The 19,022-nt window shown below is 64.3% G+C and carries 18 protein-coding genes; 9 read left to right on the forward strand and 9 right to left on the reverse strand.

Translation table 11 applies throughout. The annotated features are described in order from the left end of the window. Nucleotides 1-165 precede the first annotated feature (165 nt). The 3 genes from GA0061098_RS13460 to GA0061098_RS13470 are packed head-to-tail and all read left to right on the forward strand — an operon-like array spanning nucleotide 166 to nucleotide 3,094. On the forward strand, nucleotides 166-1,188 hold the full coding sequence (locus GA0061098_RS13460; protein ID WP_091956756.1) for a TRAP transporter substrate-binding protein: 1,023 nt from the start codon (nucleotides 166-168) through the stop codon (nucleotides 1,186-1,188). After that, a complete protein-coding gene (locus GA0061098_RS13465) occupies nucleotides 1,185-1,739 on the forward strand; it encodes a TRAP transporter small permease (protein ID WP_091956757.1) in 555 nt (184 codons plus the stop codon). The genes GA0061098_RS13460 and GA0061098_RS13465 overlap by 4 nt, the downstream gene beginning before the upstream one ends. Then, a complete protein-coding gene (locus tag GA0061098_RS13470; protein WP_018323135.1) occupies nucleotides 1,736-3,094 on the forward strand; it encodes a TRAP transporter large permease in 1,359 nt (452 codons plus the stop codon). Before GA0061098_RS13465 ends, GA0061098_RS13470 begins: the two co-directional genes overlap by 4 nt. 106 nt (nucleotides 3,095-3,200) lie before the next feature. Here GA0061098_RS13470 and GA0061098_RS13475 read toward each other — a convergent pair whose 3' ends face one another. Next, complete coding sequence (locus GA0061098_RS13475) at nucleotides 3,201-3,893, reverse strand: GntR family transcriptional regulator (protein ID WP_091956758.1); 693 nt, start codon at nucleotides 3,891-3,893, stop codon at nucleotides 3,201-3,203. A 216-nt stretch (nucleotides 3,894-4,109) separates the two neighbouring features. On the opposite strand from GA0061098_RS13475, the gene GA0061098_RS13480 reads away from it, so the two are divergent. The 4 genes from GA0061098_RS13480 (at nucleotide 4,110) to GA0061098_RS13495 (ending at nucleotide 8,005) form a co-directional block, all read left to right on the forward strand. Then, nucleotides 4,110-4,733: a TRAP transporter small permease gene (locus tag GA0061098_RS13480; protein ID WP_208610649.1), complete on the forward strand. Its 624-nt coding sequence runs from the start codon at nucleotides 4,110-4,112 to the stop codon at nucleotides 4,731-4,733. Then, nucleotides 4,733-5,998 carry a TRAP transporter large permease gene (locus tag GA0061098_RS13485; protein ID WP_091956759.1) on the forward strand — a complete coding sequence of 422 codons (1,266 nt, stop codon included), beginning with the start codon at nucleotides 4,733-4,735 and terminating at the stop codon, nucleotides 5,996-5,998. The genes GA0061098_RS13480 and GA0061098_RS13485 overlap by 1 nt, the downstream gene beginning before the upstream one ends. Before the next feature lie 23 nt (nucleotides 5,999-6,021). Beyond that, nucleotides 6,022-7,005 carry a TRAP transporter substrate-binding protein gene (locus tag GA0061098_RS13490; protein ID WP_028144740.1) on the forward strand — a complete coding sequence of 328 codons (984 nt, stop codon included), beginning with the start codon at nucleotides 6,022-6,024 and terminating at the stop codon, nucleotides 7,003-7,005. 73 nt (nucleotides 7,006-7,078) lie between these two features. Then, complete coding sequence (locus GA0061098_RS13495; RefSeq protein ID WP_091956760.1) at nucleotides 7,079-8,005, forward strand: dihydrodipicolinate synthase family protein; 927 nt, start codon at nucleotides 7,079-7,081, stop codon at nucleotides 8,003-8,005. A gap of 127 nt (nucleotides 8,006-8,132) precedes the next feature. Here the strand turns inward: GA0061098_RS13495 and GA0061098_RS13500 are convergent, their stop codons facing one another. The 4 genes from GA0061098_RS13500 to GA0061098_RS13515 are packed head-to-tail and all read right to left on the reverse strand — an operon-like array spanning nucleotide 8,133 to nucleotide 13,810. Continuing rightward, nucleotides 8,133-9,044: a hydroxymethylglutaryl-CoA lyase gene (locus tag GA0061098_RS13500; RefSeq protein WP_091956761.1), complete on the reverse strand. Its 912-nt coding sequence runs from the start codon at nucleotides 9,042-9,044 to the stop codon at nucleotides 8,133-8,135. A 1-nt stretch (nucleotide 9,045) separates the two neighbouring features. Beyond that, nucleotides 9,046-11,049 carry an acetyl/propionyl/methylcrotonyl-CoA carboxylase subunit alpha gene (locus tag GA0061098_RS13505; protein ID WP_165637341.1) on the reverse strand — a complete coding sequence of 668 codons (2,004 nt, stop codon included), beginning with the start codon at nucleotides 11,047-11,049 and terminating at the stop codon, nucleotides 9,046-9,048. 4 nt (nucleotides 11,050-11,053) lie between these two features. Then, nucleotides 11,054-12,658, reverse strand: a complete 1,605-nt coding sequence (locus GA0061098_RS13510; protein WP_091956763.1) for a carboxyl transferase domain-containing protein — start codon at nucleotides 12,656-12,658, stop codon at nucleotides 11,054-11,056. 24 nt (nucleotides 12,659-12,682) lie between these two features. Beyond that, nucleotides 12,683-13,810 (reverse strand): isovaleryl-CoA dehydrogenase, encoded by a 1,128-nt coding sequence (locus GA0061098_RS13515; RefSeq protein WP_091956974.1) that lies wholly within the window; start codon nucleotides 13,808-13,810, stop codon nucleotides 12,683-12,685. Nucleotides 13,811-13,977: 167 nt separating this feature from the next. Here GA0061098_RS13515 and GA0061098_RS13520 point away from each other — a divergent pair, with 167 nt between their 5' ends. After that, nucleotides 13,978-15,006, forward strand: coding sequence for an AraC family transcriptional regulator (locus tag GA0061098_RS13520; protein ID WP_091956764.1), 1,029 nt, complete (start codon nucleotides 13,978-13,980; stop codon nucleotides 15,004-15,006). 94 nt (nucleotides 15,007-15,100) lie between these two features. Here the strand turns inward: GA0061098_RS13520 and GA0061098_RS13525 are convergent, their stop codons facing one another. The 3 genes from GA0061098_RS13525 to GA0061098_RS13535 all read right to left on the reverse strand — a co-directional run bounded on the left by GA0061098_RS13525 (nucleotide 15,101) and on the right by GA0061098_RS13535 (nucleotide 16,666). Further along, on the reverse strand, nucleotides 15,101-15,388 hold the full coding sequence (locus tag GA0061098_RS13525; protein WP_091956765.1) for a DUF3551 domain-containing protein: 288 nt from the start codon (nucleotides 15,386-15,388) through the stop codon (nucleotides 15,101-15,103). A gap of 241 nt (nucleotides 15,389-15,629) precedes the next feature. Beyond that, nucleotides 15,630-16,121 carry an Lrp/AsnC family transcriptional regulator gene (locus GA0061098_RS13530; protein WP_018323124.1) on the reverse strand — a complete coding sequence of 164 codons (492 nt, stop codon included), beginning with the start codon at nucleotides 16,119-16,121 and terminating at the stop codon, nucleotides 15,630-15,632. A 239-nt stretch (nucleotides 16,122-16,360) separates the two neighbouring features. Further along, nucleotides 16,361-16,666: an ETC complex I subunit gene (locus GA0061098_RS13535; protein WP_091956766.1), complete on the reverse strand. Its 306-nt coding sequence runs from the start codon at nucleotides 16,664-16,666 to the stop codon at nucleotides 16,361-16,363. 252 nt (nucleotides 16,667-16,918) lie between these two features. Between GA0061098_RS13535 and GA0061098_RS13540 the strand changes: the two genes are divergently transcribed. After that, the gene (locus GA0061098_RS13540) at nucleotides 16,919-18,094 is read left to right on the forward strand and encodes an OpgC domain-containing protein (protein ID WP_091956767.1); all 1,176 of its coding nucleotides are present in this window, start codon (nucleotides 16,919-16,921) and stop codon (nucleotides 18,092-18,094) included. 109 nt (nucleotides 18,095-18,203) lie between these two features. Here the strand turns inward: GA0061098_RS13540 and GA0061098_RS13545 are convergent, their stop codons facing one another. Next, nucleotides 18,204-18,398 (reverse strand): hypothetical protein, encoded by a 195-nt coding sequence (locus GA0061098_RS13545; RefSeq protein ID WP_018323121.1) that lies wholly within the window; start codon nucleotides 18,396-18,398, stop codon nucleotides 18,204-18,206. Nucleotides 18,399-19,022 lie beyond the last annotated feature (624 nt).

The following is a 19,022-nucleotide window of genomic DNA, read 5'->3' on the forward strand; positions in this document are numbered from 1 at the left end:
CAGCGCAGCACAGCCACCCCCTTGCCGCGGCATTCGGTCTCGAACTATCAGATGAGAGAACATCGGGTGAAAGACCGGCTAGGATGGGCCTACGTGCCGGTCACATGACCCGCCCAAATCACACCAACAAGAACCGTTCGAAGAAACGTTCAAAGGGATCACACCATGCTCACGCGCCGCCATCTGCTCGCGACCGCGGTCGCCGCACCCGCCATTCTCCGCTTCGGCATTGGCACCGCGCATGCCGCGACCACGCTGAAGATCTCGCACCAATTCCCGGGTGGCACCATCGACAAAGGTGATTTCCGGGACCGGCTTTGCCGCATGTTCGCTGCCGAAGTCAGTAAGCGCAGCAACGGCGACATCGCCGCCGAGATCTATCCGAACTCTTCGCTGATCAAGACCAACGCGCAGTTCTCCGCGATGCGCAAGGGCGCGCTCGACATCAGCCTCTACCCGATGCCGTACGCTGGCGGTGAGCTGCCGGAGACCAATATCGGCCTGATGCCCGGCCTCGTGACCACCTACGACCAGGGCCTGCGCTGGAAGAAGGAGCCGGTCGGCAAGGCGCTGACCGACTTCCTCGCCGACAAGGGCATCATCCTGCTCTCCTGGGTCTGGCAGGCCGGCGGAGTCGCCAGCCGCTCCAAGCCGATCGTCGCGCCGGAAGACGCCAAGGGCCTGAAGGTGCGCGGCGGCTCGCGCGAGATGGACATGGTGCTCCAGACCGCCGGCGCTTCCGTGCTGTCGGTGCCCTCGAACGAAATCTACGCGGCGATGCAGACCGGCGCCTGCGATGCCGGCATCACCTCCTCGACCAGCCTGATCTCGTTCCGTCTGGAAGAGGTCGCCAAGTCCCTGACCTCGGGCGCAGGCGCCTCCTACTGGTTCATGCTCGAGCCGCTGATGATGTCGAAGGCGATCTTCGACAAGCTGCCGAAGAACCAGCAGGACATCCTGCTCGCGGTCGGCACCGAGCTCGAGGCCTTTGGCCGCAAGGGCGCGCAGGACGACGACGTCGAGGTCGCCAAGGTCTACGAGAAGGCCGGCGCCAAGGTCTCGGTGCTCGACGCCGCGACCGTGGGCAAGTGGCGTGACATCGCCCGCGACACCGCCTGGAAGGACTACAGCGCCAAGACCGCGACCTCGGCGAACCTGCTCAAGCTCGCCACCGACGTCGCCGCATGAGCCACGGTCCGCTTCCGGATCGTGACGATCAAACCATCGTTGCCGCAAGGACAGGCCTTGCGGCAGCGATCGATCGTGGTCTCGCCATCCTCAACAGCATCATCGTCGTGTTCGCCGCGATCGCGCTGGTCGCGGCCTGCGCCATCCTGAGCTACAGCGTGCTCAGCCGCGCGCTGTTCAAGGCCGCCAATTACTGGCAGGACGAGGCCGCCGTGTTCCTGCTTGTCGGCGCGACCTTCATGACGGCCGCCTATGTGCAGCAGAACCGCGGCCATATCGGCATCGAGGCTTTTGTCGGCCTGCTGTCGCCGCTCGCGAACCGGATCAGGCTCTGGCTGGTCGATGCCGCCACATTTCTGTTCTGCGCCTTCTTCACCTGGAAGTCCTGGACACTGGCCCACGAGGCCTATGTCGACGGCCAGGTCTCGAACTCGATGTGGTCGCCGCCGCTCGCCATTCCCTATTCGCTGATGGCGTTCGGCATGAGCCTGCTCTGCATCCAGATCCTCGTGCAGCTTGCGCTGCCGTTTACCGGAGCCAAGCGTCCATGAGCGTGTTCGGTATCGGCGTTGCCTACGGTGTTGCGACGCTGCTCGTGATGTTCTCGGGCATGCCCATTGCGTTCGCGCTCGGCGCGGTCGCGGTCGTGTTCATGGGCATCTACATGCCGGCGGCGTCCCTCGATACGGTGACGCAAAACGTCTACGAGGAAATGGCCTCGATCACGCTGTTGTCGATCCCGCTCTTCATCCTGAAGGGCGCCGCGATCGGCAAGTCGCGCGCCGGCCAGGATCTCTATTCGGCGCTGCATGCCTGGCTGCATCGCGTTCCCGGCGGGCTCGGCGTTGCCAACGTGTTCGCCTGCGCGCTGTTCGCGGCGATGGCGGGCTCCTCGCCTGCGACCTGCTCGGCGATCGGCTCGGCCGGCATTCCCGAGATGCGCAAGCGCGGCTATTCCGGCGGCTTTGCCGCAGGCATCATCGCTGCCGGTGGCACGCTCGGCATCCTGCTGCCGCCCTCGATCACCATGATCCTGTTCGCGGTCGCAGCTGAAAAATCGCTCGGACGACTGTTCCTCGCCGGCATCGGGCCCGGCCTGCTGCTGGTCTCGCTGTTCGGCGCCTACGCCGTGATCCGCTTCCGCCAGGAATATGCCGCCGCCGAAGCGATCTACAAGAACGGCGGCCCGGAAGCAGCGATCCTCGCCCGCGACGAATACACGCTCGCCGAACGCTTCAGCGTGCTGCCGCGCGTGATCCCGTTCGTGCTGCTGCTCACCGGCGTCATGATCGCACTCTATGGCGGCTACGCCACGCCGTCAGAGACCGCCGGCCTCGGTGGCCTCCTGGCGCTGGCGCTGATCGCGGCGATCTACAGCGTGTGGCGGCCGAGCGACCTCGCCCCGATCATGAAGTCGACGATCCGGGAATCGACCATGCTGATGATGATCATCGGCATGTCGCTGCTCTATTCCTACGTGATGAGCTATCTGCACATCTCGCAATCGGTAGCCGAATCCATCGTCGCGATGCACCTGCCGCGCTGGGAGCTGCTGTTCGCGATCCTCGTCATGGTCGTCGTGCTCGGCTTCTTCCTGCCGCCGGTCTCGATCATCCTGATGACGGCGCCCATCATCCTGCCGCCACTGCGTGCCGCAAACTTTGACATCATCTGGTTCGGCGTGGTCATGACCATCGTGATGGAGATGGGGCTGATCCATCCGCCCGTCGGCCTCAACATCTTCGTCATCCGCAACGTCGCGCCGGACATCCCCTTGCGCGAGGTGATCTGGGGCACGCTGCCGTTCGTGCTGCTGATGATGCTGGCAGTGCTGCTGCTGTGCTTCTTCCCGGCGATTTCGACCGGGCTGCCGGATCTGGTGATGGGGCCGGACGGGAGCAGGTAGCGGCAATCACGGCTGTCGTAGGGTAGGCAAAGCGCAGCGTGCCCACCATTCAAGATCAGGAGCGCGGACAGATGGTGGGCACGGCGCGACGCGCCTTTGCCCCACCCTACGACTTCTCTTTCCGCCGCACCTTCGGCGCGACCACGCCGCCGGCGACCACCTGCAACAGATCTTTGCGCACAGCTTCGATGTGCCGCTCCAGGAAGCGGCAGGCCTCCTCGACCTTCTGCGCGCGGCAGAGCGCGATCATATGGGCGTGCTCCTTTTCGGCCGTCCCCATCGCTTTGGTGTTGGAGAGCTGCAGCCGCGTGTAGCGGTCGCTGGTCTGGAGCAGCGACAGCACGATCGCCCGTGTGCGCGGTTGCGGGGCGTGAACATAGAGCGCCATGTGGAAGTCGGCGTTGAGCTGGCCCCATTCGCTAACGTTCTTCGCCTTGATCGCCTTCTCGAAACTCTTGTGGATGTCGTCGAGCCCGTCGAAATCGTCAGCAGTGAAATGCGGCGCCGACTGCGCCAGGAGGCGCGGCTCCAGAATGCGGCGCAGATCGAAAACGTCGTTGATCTCGTCCAGTGACAGCTCGGAGACGATGGCGCCTTTCTGCGGAACAATCCGCACCAGGCCTTCGGCCTCGAGCTGAAACAGCGCCTCGCGGACCGGAATGCGGCTAACGCCATAGGCCTCGCCAAGCGCATCCTGCCGCAACTGTGATCCGGCCGGATAAGTACCGTCGAGGATCGCCTGCCTGAGCTGGTCGACGATCGCGGCCGACAGGGTGCGATGCTTCAGAGGCTGTTTCATCTGACCTTCTGTTGTCCTTCCCGACTCGTCCGGCCAAAGCGGTCTCTCTCTTGCATGTCGGGCGCTCCAGCAAAAGCCGGGTGCCCCGCAAAGCAGCGTGCCCAGCAAAAGCGCGGCTTGCCGCCGAAATGACCCCAATCTCCGTTTGACACCCAAATTGTATAAATTATACATTTGTCGATAGCACGACAATTTTCGGGGTGTGGGGCCTCTTTCATGATCGAGCAGACGATCCCGGCCAACCGCGCGTTCAGCGTTCGATGGATGGTCATTCGCGCCTCCAGCGCCCTGCTCGCCGTGGAGCGCCTTGCGCTGATGGGCCTGATGTACGTGCTGACCGGCCTGATCCTGGTGAACGTCGTCACCCGCTACGCGCGCTTTCCGATCTATTGGATCGACGAATCCGCGGTCTATTGCGTGGTCTGGCTGACCTTCATCGGCGCCTCCGCGATGACGCGGCTGCGGCTCGACTTCGCGGTGACCATGCTGACGGAACGTCTTTCGCCGCAGCACCAGAAGATCGCGAAGGTGATCTCGACCGGCCTCGTCGTCGTGTTCGGCGCCGCCCTGATCGTCACCTGCATGCTCTGGATGGATCCGGTTGGCCTCGCCCGCGCCGGCTTCGACGGGCGCAAGCTCGCGGCCGAAACCTTCAACTTCCTCTACACCGAGCACACCCAGACGCTGAACTGGCCGACCTGGGTGCTCTACCTGACGCTGCCGATCTTCGCGGTGTCGATGACCGTTCACGGCCTCGCCAATCTCCTCGAAGATCTCGAGCTGGTCCCGCGCACGCCGCCGAAGGGTTTTCAGCTCTCCGAGCTCGACGGGGTCAACTGATGATCACGTCAGCGGCCTTTATGGTTTTCATGCTGGTCGGCGTGCCGATCGGCCTCTGCCTGTGCCTCGCCGGGCTCGTCTACATCGCGGCATCCGGCAATCCCGTGCTGTTCCAGTCCTATCCGCTCCAGTTGTTCGGCGGCGTCGACAGCTACGGCCTGATCGCCATCCCGCTCTTCATCCTGATCGGCGAGATCATGAACGGCGGCGGCATCACACGGCGCATCGTCGACATGGCGATGGCCTTCGTCGGCTCGCTCAAAGGCGGGCTCGCCTACGTCAACATCCTCGCCAACATGTTCATCTCCTCCATCCTGGGCTCGGCGACCGCACAGGTCGCGATCATGGCCCAGATCATGGTGCCGGAGATGGAGAAGAAGGGCTACGACAAGACGTTCGCTGCGGGCCTGACCGCCTATGGCGGCATGCTCGGGCCGATCATCCCGCCGTCGGTGATGTTCGTGGTCTACAGCGTGCTCGCGCAGGTCTCGGTCAGCGACATGCTGATCGCCGGCATCGTGCCGGGCGTCATCCTCACCGTGATGTTCTGCCTCGTCATTGCCCTGATGGGCTATGTCTACAATTATCCGCGCGCGGACTATCAGACGCCGCGCCAGCGCGTCATGACGATCCTGCGGACGTCGCCGACGCTGCTGATCCCGGTCGTGATCGTCGGCACGATTCTGAGCGGCCTCGCCAATGCAACGGAGTCCGCCGCGGTCGGCGCGGTGGCTGCCGCACTCGTCGGAAAATACTGGACCAGGGAGTTCGAGTTCTCGCAGCTGCCGCAGATGATGCTGCGCAGCGCGATCTATTCGGCGATCGTGCTGTTCCTGGTCGCTGCCGCCGCGGTGTTCTCCTGGGTCCTGATCTTCGGCAAGGTGCCGCAGGAGACCGCCGCCTGGATCCAGACGGCCGCCAAGGACCCGGTCAGCTTCATGCTGATCTGCAACGTGCTCCTGCTGGTGATCGGCACGGTCATCGACGGCATTCCCGGCCTGATCATGACGGTGCCGATCCTGCTGCCTGTCGCGACCGAGGTCTATCACATCGATCCCAGGCATTTCGGCGTCGTGGTGGTGATCAATCTCGTGCTCGGCCTGCTGTCGCCGCCGGTCGGGCTCTGCTTCTTCGTCGCGGCCGCCGTCACCGGCGCCAAGCCCGGCAAGATGTTCATGGTGACGCTGCCCTTCTTCGTCATCTCCTGCGTCCTCCTCGTGCTGCTCTCGCTCTACCCGTCGCTCTCGCTGATCCTCATCAAATAGGCCGTTCAAAAGGAAGCCCGACCATGCCGCTTACACGCCGCCGCTTTCTCGCCGCCAGTGCCGCCACATCGGTGTTCGCACCGTCACTGGCGCTCGCCCAGACCAAGGAATTCCGCCTCGGCCTGATCACGCCGAACGGCCATTCCTGGAACAAGGCCGCGCTCAAATTCGGCGACGATCTCAAGGCTGCAACCAACGGCCGCCTGACCCTGACCGTGTTCCACTCCGGCCAGCTCGGCAACGAGCCCGCGATGATGCAGCAATTGCAGTCCGGCGCGCTCGACATGGGCTTCATCCAGGCCGCCGAACTCGGCTCGCGCGTGCCGCACATCGCCGCGATCAACGCGCCCTACATCGTGCGCTCGACGCCGGCGGTGGCGAAATTCGTGCGGCATCCGGCGGCCGTCAAACTGTTCGACGTGCTGCCGCAGGAAACCGGAACGATCGGGCTTGGCTGGGGCATCACCGGCATGCGCGCGGTGTTCTCGTCGAAGGATTTGACGACGCTCGCCGACATCAAGGGCATGAAGCTGCGCATCAACCCGACGCCGGTCTATCGCGATTTCTATTCCTCGCTGGGCGCGGCGCCGACGCCGATCCCGACGCCGCAGGTGTTCGACGCCATGGCCAACGGCCAGGTCGACGGCCTCGAGGCCGATCTCGAATTCTCCTGGAACCAGCGTTTCGACAAGGTGTCGAAGGTGATCCTGCAGATGAATGCCGTCTTCATGCCGATGGCGGCCGTCGTCTCCGGACGGGTCTGGCAGTCGCTCCCCGCTGCCGACCGCGAGCTGATCGCCAAGACGGTCAAGGCGACGCTGGATGCGCAGATCGACGAACTCGCCGGCAACGAGCCCGCGCTGATCGAGAACTTCAAGAACGCGCCGATCCCGATCCGCCAGGTTCCGGCCGGCGACACCGAAGCCGTCATTGCCGAATTCGACAAGATCTGGCTGCCCAAGGCACCGGTTCTTGCCGAGCTGCGCAAGGTCGGCGCGACGCTCTGATCCCACCCGCCATCCTCTTCACCACGCCCGGCGGATCCAGCCCCCGCCGGCAATCTTACTTGGAGTCAAATCAATGAGCCGCCGCGTTTCCTGGGAAGGCGTCTTCCCGGCCGTCACCACCCAATTCCATGACGATCTTTCGCTCGACATCGACGCAACCGCGAAGGTGATGGACGGTCTGATCCGCGACGGCGTCTCGGGCCTGATCGTCTGCGGCTCGGTCGGCGAGAACACCTCGCTGGAGCGCAAGGAGAAGGTCGCGATCATGGAGACGGCCAAGTCGGTCGCCGCCGGCCGCGTGCCAGTATTGTGCGGCATTGCCGAATTCACCACGGCGTTTGCGGTCGAGACGGCGAAGGAAGCCGCGCGCGTCGGCATCGACGGCGTAATGGTGATGCCGGCGCTGGTCTATTCGTCCAAGCCGCACGAGACCGCCGCGCATTTCCGTGCCGTTGCCTCCGCGACCGACCTGCCCGTGATGCTCTACAACAATCCGCCGATCTACAAGAACGACGTCACCCCGGACATTCTGGTCACGCTCGCTGACGTCGAGACCGTCGTATGCTTCAAGGATTCCTCCGGAGACACGCGCCGCTTCATCGACACCAGGAACATGGTGGGCGACCGCTTCGTGCTGTTCGCAGGCCTCGACGACGTCATCGTCGAGAGCATCGCCATGGGCGCCGTGGGCTGGGTCTCCGGCATGTCGAACGCCTTCCCGCGCGAGGGCGAGACGCTGTTCCGCCTCGCCAAGGCCGGGCGTTTCGCCGAGGCGATGCCGATCTACGAATGGTTCATGCCGCTGCTGCACCTCGATGCGCGCCCCGACCTCGTCCAGTGCATCAAGCTGTGCGAGCACATCATGGGCCGTGGTACCGCGCTGACCCGCCCGCCGCGCCTCGCCCTGCTGCCGCAGGAGAAGGCCGAGGTCGAGGCGATGATGGCCAAGGCGCTGAAGAGCCGGCCGCGTTTGCCGGATGTCGGCTTGAAGGCGGCTTGAAAGCAGGTCTCGTAGGGTGGGCAAAGCGCAGCGTGCCCACCACCTGTCTCGATCATAAAAAGATGGTGGGCACGGCGCTACGCGCCTTTGCCCACCCTACGGCACCTGCGCTTACAATGGCGAAGACCTACGAAGCCGCCCGCTTCTTCTTCGCATTCAGCGCGGACGCCACCCGGCTCACCGGCGGCTTGCCGAGCACGCCGCTCATCTCGTTGGTCGCCGCCAGCAGCTTATCCATGTCGACGCCGGTCCTGACACCCATGCCCTCGAGCATGTAGACGACATCCTCGGTCGCGACATTGCCAGTCGCGCCCGGCGCGTAGGGGCAGCCGCCGAGGCCGCCGGCGGCGGCGTCGATGACGCGCACGCCCTCCTCCAGGCCAGCATAGAGATTGGCGAGCGCCTGCCCATAGGTGTCGTGGAAATGCATTGCAAGCTTGGCGGCGGGAATGTTGGCGGCAACCGCGCGCAGCATCGCCTTAGCCTTATCAGGCGTGCCGACGCCGATGGTGTCGCCGAGCGAGACCTCGTAGCAGCCAAGCTCCCACAACGTGCTCGCGAGATCGGCGACGGCCTTCGGCTTGATCTCACCGTCGAACGGACAGCCGAGCACACAGGAGATATAGCCGCGCACCTTGACGCCGTCGTCCCTCGCGCGCGCCAGCACCGGTTTGAACCGCTCGATGGATTCCGCGACCGTGCAATTGATGTTGGCGCGGGAAAAGCCCTCGGACGCCGCGGCGAACACCGAGACCACTTTCGCGCCCGCGGCGCGCGCTGCGTCATAGCCCTTCTCGTTGGGCACCAGCACGTGGAATTCGGCGCCCTTGATGTGGTTCACGCCGCGCAGCACGGCATCCGAGCTCGCCATTTGCGGGATCGCCTTGGGTGAGACGAACGCCCCGACCTCGACCGTATCGAGGCCGGCCGCGACCAGCGCCTCGACGAAGGCGATACGGGCTTCGACGCTGACGGGCGTCTTCTCGTTCTGGAGGCCGTCGCGCGGCCCCATTTCGATGATGCGGACGGGGTCGCTCATGTCACTCTCCCGCAGGATCGACCACCGCGAGCTCGACGCCCTCCTGCACGATGTCGCCGACCTTGCACTTGATGGACTTCAAGACGCCGGCATAGGGCGCTCGCAGCGTCTGCTCCATCTTCATCACTTCCAGCGTCAGGATCGGCGCGCCCTTCTCGAGCTTGGCCCCCTCCTCGGCCAGCACCGCGACAACGGTGCCCGGCAACGGCGCTGCGATCTTGTCCTCGCCGATATGCTCCTCGCTCTCGCCGCCGAACGGATCGACCCAGTGCAGGTCGAAGCGGCCGTTGCGCGTGCGCAAGTAAAGCTCATGGCCGGCGATGACCGCGGCGACCGACGATTTGACGCCGTCAAGGGTCAGGTCGAAACCGCCGTCCTTCGCTACGGTCGCGAACGCCAATTCGCGCTCGCCGATCACCAGCGTCGACGGGCCGCTGCCGTAGTTCAGCACGATCTTCTGCTCGGGCCCGTGCCCGACGCGGAAGGCAAAGCTGCGCTGCCGGCGGCCGACCGGCTGCCAGCCAAAGGTTTGCCAGGGCGAGTTCGCGCCCTCTTGCGCGGCTTGCCGCTCGTCATTGACGATCGCTGCAACCGCGGCGCACAGCTCGAGCTCAGCCGGCGCGGGCGCGGCCTGTGTCAGCACCGCCAGTTCACGCTCGATGAAGCCGGTATCGATCGCATTCGTCCGCACCTTTGGATGCGTCATCAGCGCAGACAGGAACGGGATGTTGGTGACGATGCCGCGGACGTCGGACTCTTCCAGCCCGCGGTTCAGCCGCTCGATCGCTACGTCCCGCGTTGGCGCCCATGCGATCATCTTTGCCAGCATGGCGTCATAGTAAGGCGAGACCGTATCACCCTCGCGGTAGCCGGCATCGATGCGCAGGCCACCGGTCTCGGCGGGCAGCCGCCAGGTCGAGATCCTGCCGACCGACGGCATGAAATTCTTGGTCGGATTTTCCGCGTAGACGCGCGCCTCGACGGCGTGGCCGTTGAGCTTGATCTCGTCTTGCTTCAGCGGCAGCGCCTCGCCGAAGGCAACGCGCAGCTGCCATTCGACGAGGTCGATCCCGGTGATCAGCTCGGTCACGGGATGCTCGACCTGCAGACGCGTGTTCATCTCGATGAAGAACACGTCCTTGCCGTCCGAGACGAACTCGATGGTGCCGGCGCCGACATAGTTTACCGCTCCGGCTGCTTTTCGCGCGGCGGCGCAGACCGCCTCGCGCTGGGCTGGATTGAGCGTCGGCGACGGCGCTTCCTCGATCACCTTCTGGTGCCGGCGCTGCAACGTGCATTCGCGCTCGAACAGCGACAGCAGATTGCCATGGCTGTCGCCGATGATCTGCACCTCGATATGCCGGGGATTGTCGACATATTTTTCGATCAGCATGCGATCGTCGCCGAACGCAGCCTTGGCCTCGCGCTTGGCGCTGACGATCGCCGGAGAAAGCTCGTCGGCCGAACGCACGATGCGCATGCCGCGGCCGCCGCCGCCGGCGGAGGCTTTCACCAGGATGGGGAAGCCGATCTTGTCGGCCGCCTTCGAAAGCGTCGCCTCGTCCTGGGCCTCGCCGTGATAGCCGGGCACCAGCGGCACGCCGGCCTTCTCCATCAGCTCTTTCGAGCCGGACTTCGAGCCCATCGCCGTCATCATCCCGGCGGTCGGGCCGACGAACACCAGCCCTGCATCGAAGCAGGCCCGTGCGAATTCGGCATTCTCCGACAGGAAGCCGTAGCCGGGATGCACGGCCTCGGCGCCGGTCTTGCGCGCGGCATCGATCAGCCGTTCGACATTGAGATAGCTGTCGCGGGCCCGCGCCGGCCCGAGCAGCAAGGCTTCATCCGCGAGCGCGACATGCATCGCATCGCGATCGGCCTCGGAATAGACCGCGACCGTGCGCAGCCCCATGGCGCGCGCGGTGCGGATGACGCGGCAGGCGATCTCGCCGCGGTTGGCGATCAGGAGCGTGCGAAAACGACGGTAGAGCTTTGAGTGGTCCATCGCATCACATCCTGAACAGGCCGAATTTCGTCGGTTCGATCGGCGCATTCGACGCCGCCGAGAGGCCAAGGCCGAGCACGAGGCGCGTGTCAGCGGGGTCGATCACGCCGTCGTCCCAGAGGCGCGCGGTCGCGTAATACGGGTGTCCCTGGCTCTCATATTGTGCGCGGATGGGCTCGCGGAATTTATCTTCCTCCTCCTTCGACCAGCTATCGCCCTTGGCCTCGATATTGTCGCGCCGGACCTGGCTCAGCACCATGGACGCCTGTTCGCCGCCCATCACCGAGATGCGCGCGTTCGGCCACATCCAGAGGAAGCGCGGTGAGTAGGCGCGGCCGCACATGCCGTAATTGCCGGCGCCGTAGGAGCCGCCGATAACCACGGTGAATTTCGGCACCGAGGCGGTCGCAACCGCCGTCACCAGCTTGGCACCATCGCGCGCAATGCCGCCGGCCTCGTATTTCTTGCCGACCATGAAGCCGGTGATGTTCTGCAGGAACACCAGGGGAATGCCGCGCTGGCAGCACAGCTCGATGAAATGGGCGCCCTTCAGTGAACTCTCACTGAAGAGAATGCCGTTGTTGGCGATGATGCCGACCGGATAGCCCCAGATATGGGCGAAGCCGCAGACCAGCGTAGTGCCGTAGAGTTTCTTGAACTCGTCGAACTCGGAGCCATCGACGACGCGGGCGATGATGTCGCGCACGTCGAACGGCTTGCGGCCGTCGACCGGCACCACGCCGTAGATCTCCTCCGCCGCGAACAGCGGCTCGCGCGGCTCGTGCATGTTGAGGTTCGGCCGCACCGACGGCTTCAGCGTGCCGACGATACGCCGCGCGATGCCGATCGCATGGGCATCGTTCTGGGCGTAGTGATCCGTGACTCCCGACTGGCGCGAATGCACGTCGGCGCCGCCGAGCTCCTCGGCGCTGACGACCTCGCCGGTCGCGGCCTTCACCAGCGGCGGGCCGCCGAGAAAGATGGTACCTTGATTGCGCACGATGATGCTCTCGTCCGACATCGCCGGAACATAGGCGCCCCCCGCGGTGCAGGAGCCCATCACGATCGCGATCTGCGGAATGCCCTGGGACGACATCTGCGCCTGGTTATAGAAGATACGGCCGAAATGCCGCTCGTCCGGGAAGATCTCGTCCTGCAGCGGAAGGAAGGCGCCGCCGGAATCGACCATGTAGACGCAGGGCAGATTGTTCTGCCGCGCCACGTCCTGCGCGCGCAGATGCTTCTTCACCGTCATGGGGTAGTAAGTGCCGCCCTTGATGGTGGCGTCGTTGGCGACGATCATGCATTCGCGCCCCGAAATGCGCCCCACCCCCGTCACGACGCTCGCCGAATGCACGTCGCCGCCATAGAGACCGTAGGCCGCGAGCGGCGACAGCTCCAGAAACGAGGTGCCGGGATCGACCAGGAGGTCAACGCGCTCGCGTGCCAGCATCTTGCCGCGCGAGGTGTGGCGGTTGCGCGAGGCCTCGCCGCCACCACCGGCGACCTGGCTGAGCTTTTCGCGCAAGTCCGCGACAAGCGTGCGCATGGCCTCGGAATTGCGCGCAAAGTCTGATGAAGACGGATCGATGCTGGAATGGAGCGGCATGTTGATTCCAATAAGGTGAGGGTTTTAGGCCGTCTCGGACATCAGTTCACGGCCGATCAACATGCGGCGAACCTCGGACGTCCCCGCGCCGATCTCGTACAGCTTGGCGTCGCGCCACAGACGCCCCACAGGGAATTCACTGGTATAGCCGACCCCGCCGAGCGCCTGGATCGCCTCGCCGGCCATCCACGTTGCCTTCTCCGCGGAATAGAGGATCGCCGCCGCCGCATCCTTGCGCAAGCTGCGGGCGTGGTCGGCGCGGTCGCAAGCGCGTCCCACCGCATAGACATAGGCGCGCGTGGCCTGCCATGTCGCATACATGTCGGCGAGCTTGCCCTGCATCAGCTGGAAATCGCCGATCGGCTGACCGAACTGCTTGCGCTCGTGCATGTAGGGCACGACCGCGTCCATGCAGGCCGCCATGATCCCGAGCGGGCCGCCCGACAGCACCGTGCGCTCATAGTCGAGGCCGGACATCAGCACCCTGACGCCCTCGCCCACCTTGCCGAGCACGTTCTCCTCCGGCACCTCGCACTCGTCGAAGAACAAGGGATAGGTGTTGGAACCGCGCATGCCGAGCTTGTCGAGATGCTGGCCGTGGGTAAAACCCTTGAAGCCCTTCTCGATCAAGAAAGCGGTCATCCCGCGCGGGCCGGCCGCCGGATCGGTCTTGGCGTAGACGACGAGCACGTCAGCGTCGCCGCCATTGGTGATCCACATCTTCGAGCCGTTGAGCACGTAGCGGTCGCCGCGCTTGTCGGCGCGCAGCTTCATCGAGACGACGTCGGAGCCGGCGCCCGGCTCGGACATCGCGAGCGCGCCGACATAGTCGCCGGAGATCAGCTTCGGCAAATAGCGCTGGCGCTGCGCGTCATTGCCGTTGCGGCGGATCTGGTTGACGCAGAGGTTGGAATGGGCGCCGTAGGACAGACCCACGGCCGCGGAACCGCGCGAAATCTCCTCCATGGCGACGATATGGGCGAGATAGCCCATGTTCGAGCCGCCATATTGCTCCGGCGCGGTCATGCCGAGCAGGCCAAGGTCGCCGAAGCGCTTCCAGAGGTCTGCGGGGAACAGATTGGCCTTCTCGATGTCGGCCGCGCGGGGGGTGATCTCCGCCTCCACGAAGGCGCGAAGCGTGTCGCGCAACATGCCGACGTCTTCGCCCAGATCGAAGTCGATGCTCGGGATGTTCAAGGCGATTCCTCCGTATTTTGACCTTCGAACCTAGCGGGATCGAAGCCCTCTTGCGGTCGAAAAGGTTGCATTTTCCGCCAAACTTGGCGAGGATTTTCGAGAGGAATTCCCAAAGGTTCGCAATGCCTTTTCAAGCCGCCACCGCGACCTCGCGCCGCGCCGTGACCCCCACCGCCTTCGTCCGCGGCGTGGTCGCCGCCTATGAACGATATGGCCGCGACCCGGCTGAGGCGCTGAGCCGCGGTCAGGTAGCGCCGGACCTTGTCAATTCTCCGGATGGGCGGATCACCGCCGCCCAGTTCGAGGCGTTGGCGGGCCATGCCATGCGGGAGCTCGACGACGAGGCGCTCGGCTGGTTCTCGCGGCGGCTGCCCTGGGGCACCTACGGCATGTTGTGCCGCGCTTCGATCACCGCGCCGACGCTGGAGGTCGCGCTCAAGCGCTGGTGCCGGCATCATCGTCTGCTCACCGAGGACGTGCTGCTCGATCTCGAGCTCAGCGAGGAGACCGCGGTCGTCTCGATCCGGGAACTGCGCGACCTCGGGCCCTTGCGCGAATTCTGCCTCGTCACTCTGCTCCGCTACGCCCTCGGCTTCTCCTGCTGGGCGGTCGATTCCGCGATTGCGCTACGCGCGGCGGAATTCCCTTATCCTGAGCCGGGACACGTTTCGGTCTATCCTACCATCTTCTGCAAAAGCGTCCGCTTCGACGCGGACTGCGCTCGGATCGTCTTCGACAAGCATTATCTATCGCTGCCGCTGACGCGCAGTCCGGCCGATCTCGACAACATGCTCAAGGGCGCGCTGCGGTTGACCGTGCTGCCCTATCGGCGCGACCGGCTGCTGGTCGAGCGTGTCCGCCGCGTGCTCCGCAATGCGCGCGGACGCAGTCTCGGTGCCGAGGATGTCGCAAGCGAGCTTGCGCTCTCCACCCGCACCATGCATCGGCGCCTGCGCGAGGAGGCCACCTCGTTGCGCGACCTCAAGGAAGAGGCAAAATTCGAACTGGCAAAACAGGAGCTGACGCGAGGCCGCACGCCGATCAAACGCATCGCGGAGATCGCGGGCTTCCGCAACGAGAAGAGCTTTTCCCGCGCGTTCCGCACCTGGACCGGTGCCTCGCCGCGCGAGTTTCGCGGCCGGTATCGCTGAGACACGCCCGCTGTCGCCTCACCGTCATGAATTTACGGCCCCCGAGATGAACTCTCGGAGGCCGAAGTCTCGAAACCCGTCTCATATACAGGCGTTAGTTCGAGTTGGTCTGCGCACCGGGGCGAAGCTTGGTGCGCGACTGCTTCGGCTGATAGGCCAGCGCGTCGTTCGAGGTCTTCGCGCCGCCGCTCTGCGAGCAGGTGCCGCCGATCCCGCCCGCCGCAGCCCGGCAGGCTTCCATCGTCGGATAGCCGCAGCCATGAGCGGCCTGGGCGCCGTTGGTGATGCAGTACTCTTCCGCCTGCGCGGCGGGTGCGGTCATCATGAGAAACGCCGATGCAAACAGCGTCGCAGCGGATGCGACAATCGTCTTCGAGGTCATGGTGTCTTTTCCAGCTTCAGGGTCCCACAAAAGAGTCCTCAGGATGCGACGCAGGCTGAGGTTCACCCCTTGCATCTAGGCGGCGCACCGGCACCGGCAATCACGTCTCAGCGCATCACAGGACTTCCGAAATCACATGTCACAGTTATGTGAGTTAATCAGTATTATAGTGCAGAAATCGACGACGCGTGGCGCCCACGGATTTTCGCGATCTTGGAGTAACGGCGCCTGGAATGTTTCCCTATCCCGCCGATACCGCCGCGACGTCCTGCAACGGCAGCGGCACGTCCTTCGCGACACCCAGCACCGGGAAGCTGCGGACGTTCTTCACGTCAGGCATGGCCGCGAAATGCAGCAGTTGCTGGCGCATGCTCTCCACGCTCGGCGCCACGCATCTCAGGAGATAGTCGGTGTCGCCCGAGATCCGCCAGCACTGCTGGATGCGCGGGATCGCAGCGATCGAGCTCTCGAACGCCTCCAATACCGGCTGGGCCTGGCTGCCGAGCTGGATCGAGACGAACGAGACCACCTCATAGCCGAGCCGCCGCTCGTCGATGACGGCCCGCACTGCCCGGATCACGCCGCGGCTGAACAGCGATTTCAGCCGGCGCAGGCAGTTCGGCGCGGACACGCCGACGCGCAGCGCCAGCTCGTTGTTGCGGATACGCCCGTCCTGCTGCAACTCGGATAATATCTTCAGATCGACGCCGTCGAGCTGGTCACGCCCCGCCATACCCCCACCCCGTCGTGGTTCCGATGTCAGGACCAGCGAAGCACGCGGCGGAATTGGTGCCAAGGGTCCGAACGCCGGGGCGCGACGCTATCGCGTTCGGGTGGAATGCCTCTCCTCCACCGTCATGGCCTGTCCCGGCGATCCACGTTCGTTCACGCCCACCCAAAACGTGGATGCCCGGGACCGGGCCCGGGCATGACAAGAGCATCAAGTCGTTTGAAGTCGATGCAGCCGCGCCCTCAATGCGTCCAGGGCTCGCCGCGGCGGAACGAGAAATTATCAGCATAGGCGGCCGGGCGGCGGATCGAATCCTGCGGCTCGATCACCTGGTAGGCGATGCCCTTGCGCTCGCAATAGGCGACCGCCTCTTCCTTGCTGTCGAAGCGCAGCGTGATCTGCTGCTTCATGTCGCCCGACGAGGTCCAGCCCATCAGCGGCTCGACCGAACGGGGCTGCTCCGGCTCGTAGTCGAGCTGCCATTCCTTCGTCTTGGACCGGCCGGATTGCATCGCGTTCTTGGCGGGCTTGAAAATGCGTGCGGTCATTGGCGGTCCGGCCTCTTCGTCTTTTCGTTCGATTTCGATGCGTCACGGTAGCAGTTGGTGGAAACCTCAGGGATAGTATACAGACACCGATTGGGAACTGATCGGTGATTCCGGCCCCGGGCACCCTCACCACCGGTATAGTCATTATGCTGCACCGTGACAATTGCGTACCGCCTTTCGCGCTGGGGGCCCGCCCGGCGGCACTGCTTCGACGACATCAGCGTAACCGCCCCTCCCGAAAGCTCCCGTCGCATGGCCTTCCTGAAAATCAACGCCACGCTCCCTGAAAAAGGCCGTGACCTCAGGCTCGACCTGTTTCGCGGGGTCGCGAACTGGGCGATCTTCCTCGACCACATCCCCGATAATGTCGTGAACTGGGTCACGACGCGCAATTACGGCTTTTCCGACGCCGCCGACCTGTTCGTCTTCATCTCCGGCTATACCGCCTCGTTCGTCTATGCGCGGATGATGCTGGAGCGCGGCTTCCTGGTCGGCGCCACCCGGCTGACCAAGCGGGTCTGGCAGCTCTACGTCGCCCACATCATCCTGTTCGTGATCTATATCGCGTCGATCAGCTATCTGGCGCTGCGCTTCGGCGATAGCGAGATGATCAACGAGTTCAACGTCGCCGGCCTCGTCGACAACGCCACCGAGACGCTGCGCCAGGGCCTGTTCCTGCGCTTCAAGCCGCTCAATCTCGACGTGCTGCCGCTCTACATCGTGCTGATGGGCCTGTTCCCGCCGGTGCTGTGGTTCATGCTGCGCAAGCCCGATTTGACGATGGTGCTGGCGATCGTGCTGTGGCTGGCGGCGCGTCACTTCGGCTGGAATCTGAATGCCTATCCGGCCGGCCAGTGGTACTTCAACCCGTATTGCTGGCAGGTGCTGTTCGTGTTCGGCGCCTGGTGCGCGATGGGCGGCGCGCGGCGCTCGATGACGCTGATCAACGCGCCGATCACGCTCTATCTCTGTCTCGGCTATCTCTTGTTCGCGCTGGTCATGACCATGGCCGGCCGCTTCCCCACGTTCGGCGGCATGTTCCCGGAGTGGCTGTTCTCGGCCTTCAATCCGAACGACAAGACCAACCTTGCGCCCTACCGCTTCCTCCACTTCGTCGTGATCGTGATCATGGTGATCCGCTTCGTGCCAAAGGAATGGCCGGGACTGGAATGGAAGGTGTTCGATCCCCTGATCGTCTGCGGCCAGCAGTCGCTCGCCGTGTTCTGCGTCGGCGTGTTCCTGTCGTTCGTCGGCCATTTCGAGCTGTCGATGAGCTCGGGCTCGCTGCTCGCACAGATCTTCGTCAGCGTCGCCGGCATCGCGATCATGACGACGGTGGCCTATTACATTTCGTGGTCGAAGAAGCAGGACAAGCCGCTGAAGCCACCGCCACCCAAGCCGGCGGCAGCCGCAGCGAAGGCGGCCTGATCCGGCAACGCCTGGCGGTTGAAGCGCGGCCTTCAGCCGCCATGGGCCAAGATCGATGGCCTCAGCAACGGCCCAAGGCGCGACGATGGTTTGCCCGGCTCATCGCGCTTCAGGCGGCTTCTTCGCCGTCGAACTCGGTGAATTTCTTGTAGATCCAGTCGCGGCCGTCATGGCGGCGCCAGACCTTGCCGACCACGAGCTGCCCGTTTATCGAGCGGCGGGGCACGATCACGGTCCAGAGGTGCCAGATCTCGCTCCAGCTCGATTGCGGACCGGCGGTTTTGAAGTTGCGATCGAAAGACATGACGCAGAACTCACAGGATACGCGCGCCGCGACGAACCGTGACCTTGTGTGAGCACGAATTGCAGGCAGCCCGTCGCGAGCCGGAATCGATCTGATAACGATCGCCGAAGCGGCCGCAACAACCGCTCATCCTTAACCTAACCGGTCAACCTTACTTCCCCCCGCGGCTTACGGCCGAGATCGGTTGAAAGCCGGCGCGGATTTATCTACAATGTACGTGCGATTTGAGAATGACCGCGCCATCTTGGGCGCGTGGCGATTTGATTGAGCTGACGTCCAATTTTGTAGATTGAATTTCGAGAATCTCGTCAGAGCGACCACAATGAATTTGCAATGTGAACGTCTGCGCCTGGCGCTCCGATCGTCGTCCCCTACGCTAATCGCAAGGACGCCGGCGCATGAGCTGCCGAAAGCCGCCAACGACAACCACGGCATATGGCCGCTACTGCCGTTTCCGTTCGGCTGGTACGCCTCGAGCTGATCGGCCGGATCTGAAAAGCGACACCTGAAAAGCGCAACGCCGCGCAAGCGGAATATCATCGCTTGGCGGCGTCCGTTTAGACATTGGGCGCTGAAATCCCCAACACACATATGTCTGTGACGACAGCCAAAAGGTTCGATGCG

The organism is Bradyrhizobium shewense (genome assembly GCF_900094605.1).
Taxonomy (GTDB): Bacteria; Pseudomonadota; Alphaproteobacteria; order Rhizobiales; family Xanthobacteraceae; genus Bradyrhizobium; species Bradyrhizobium shewense.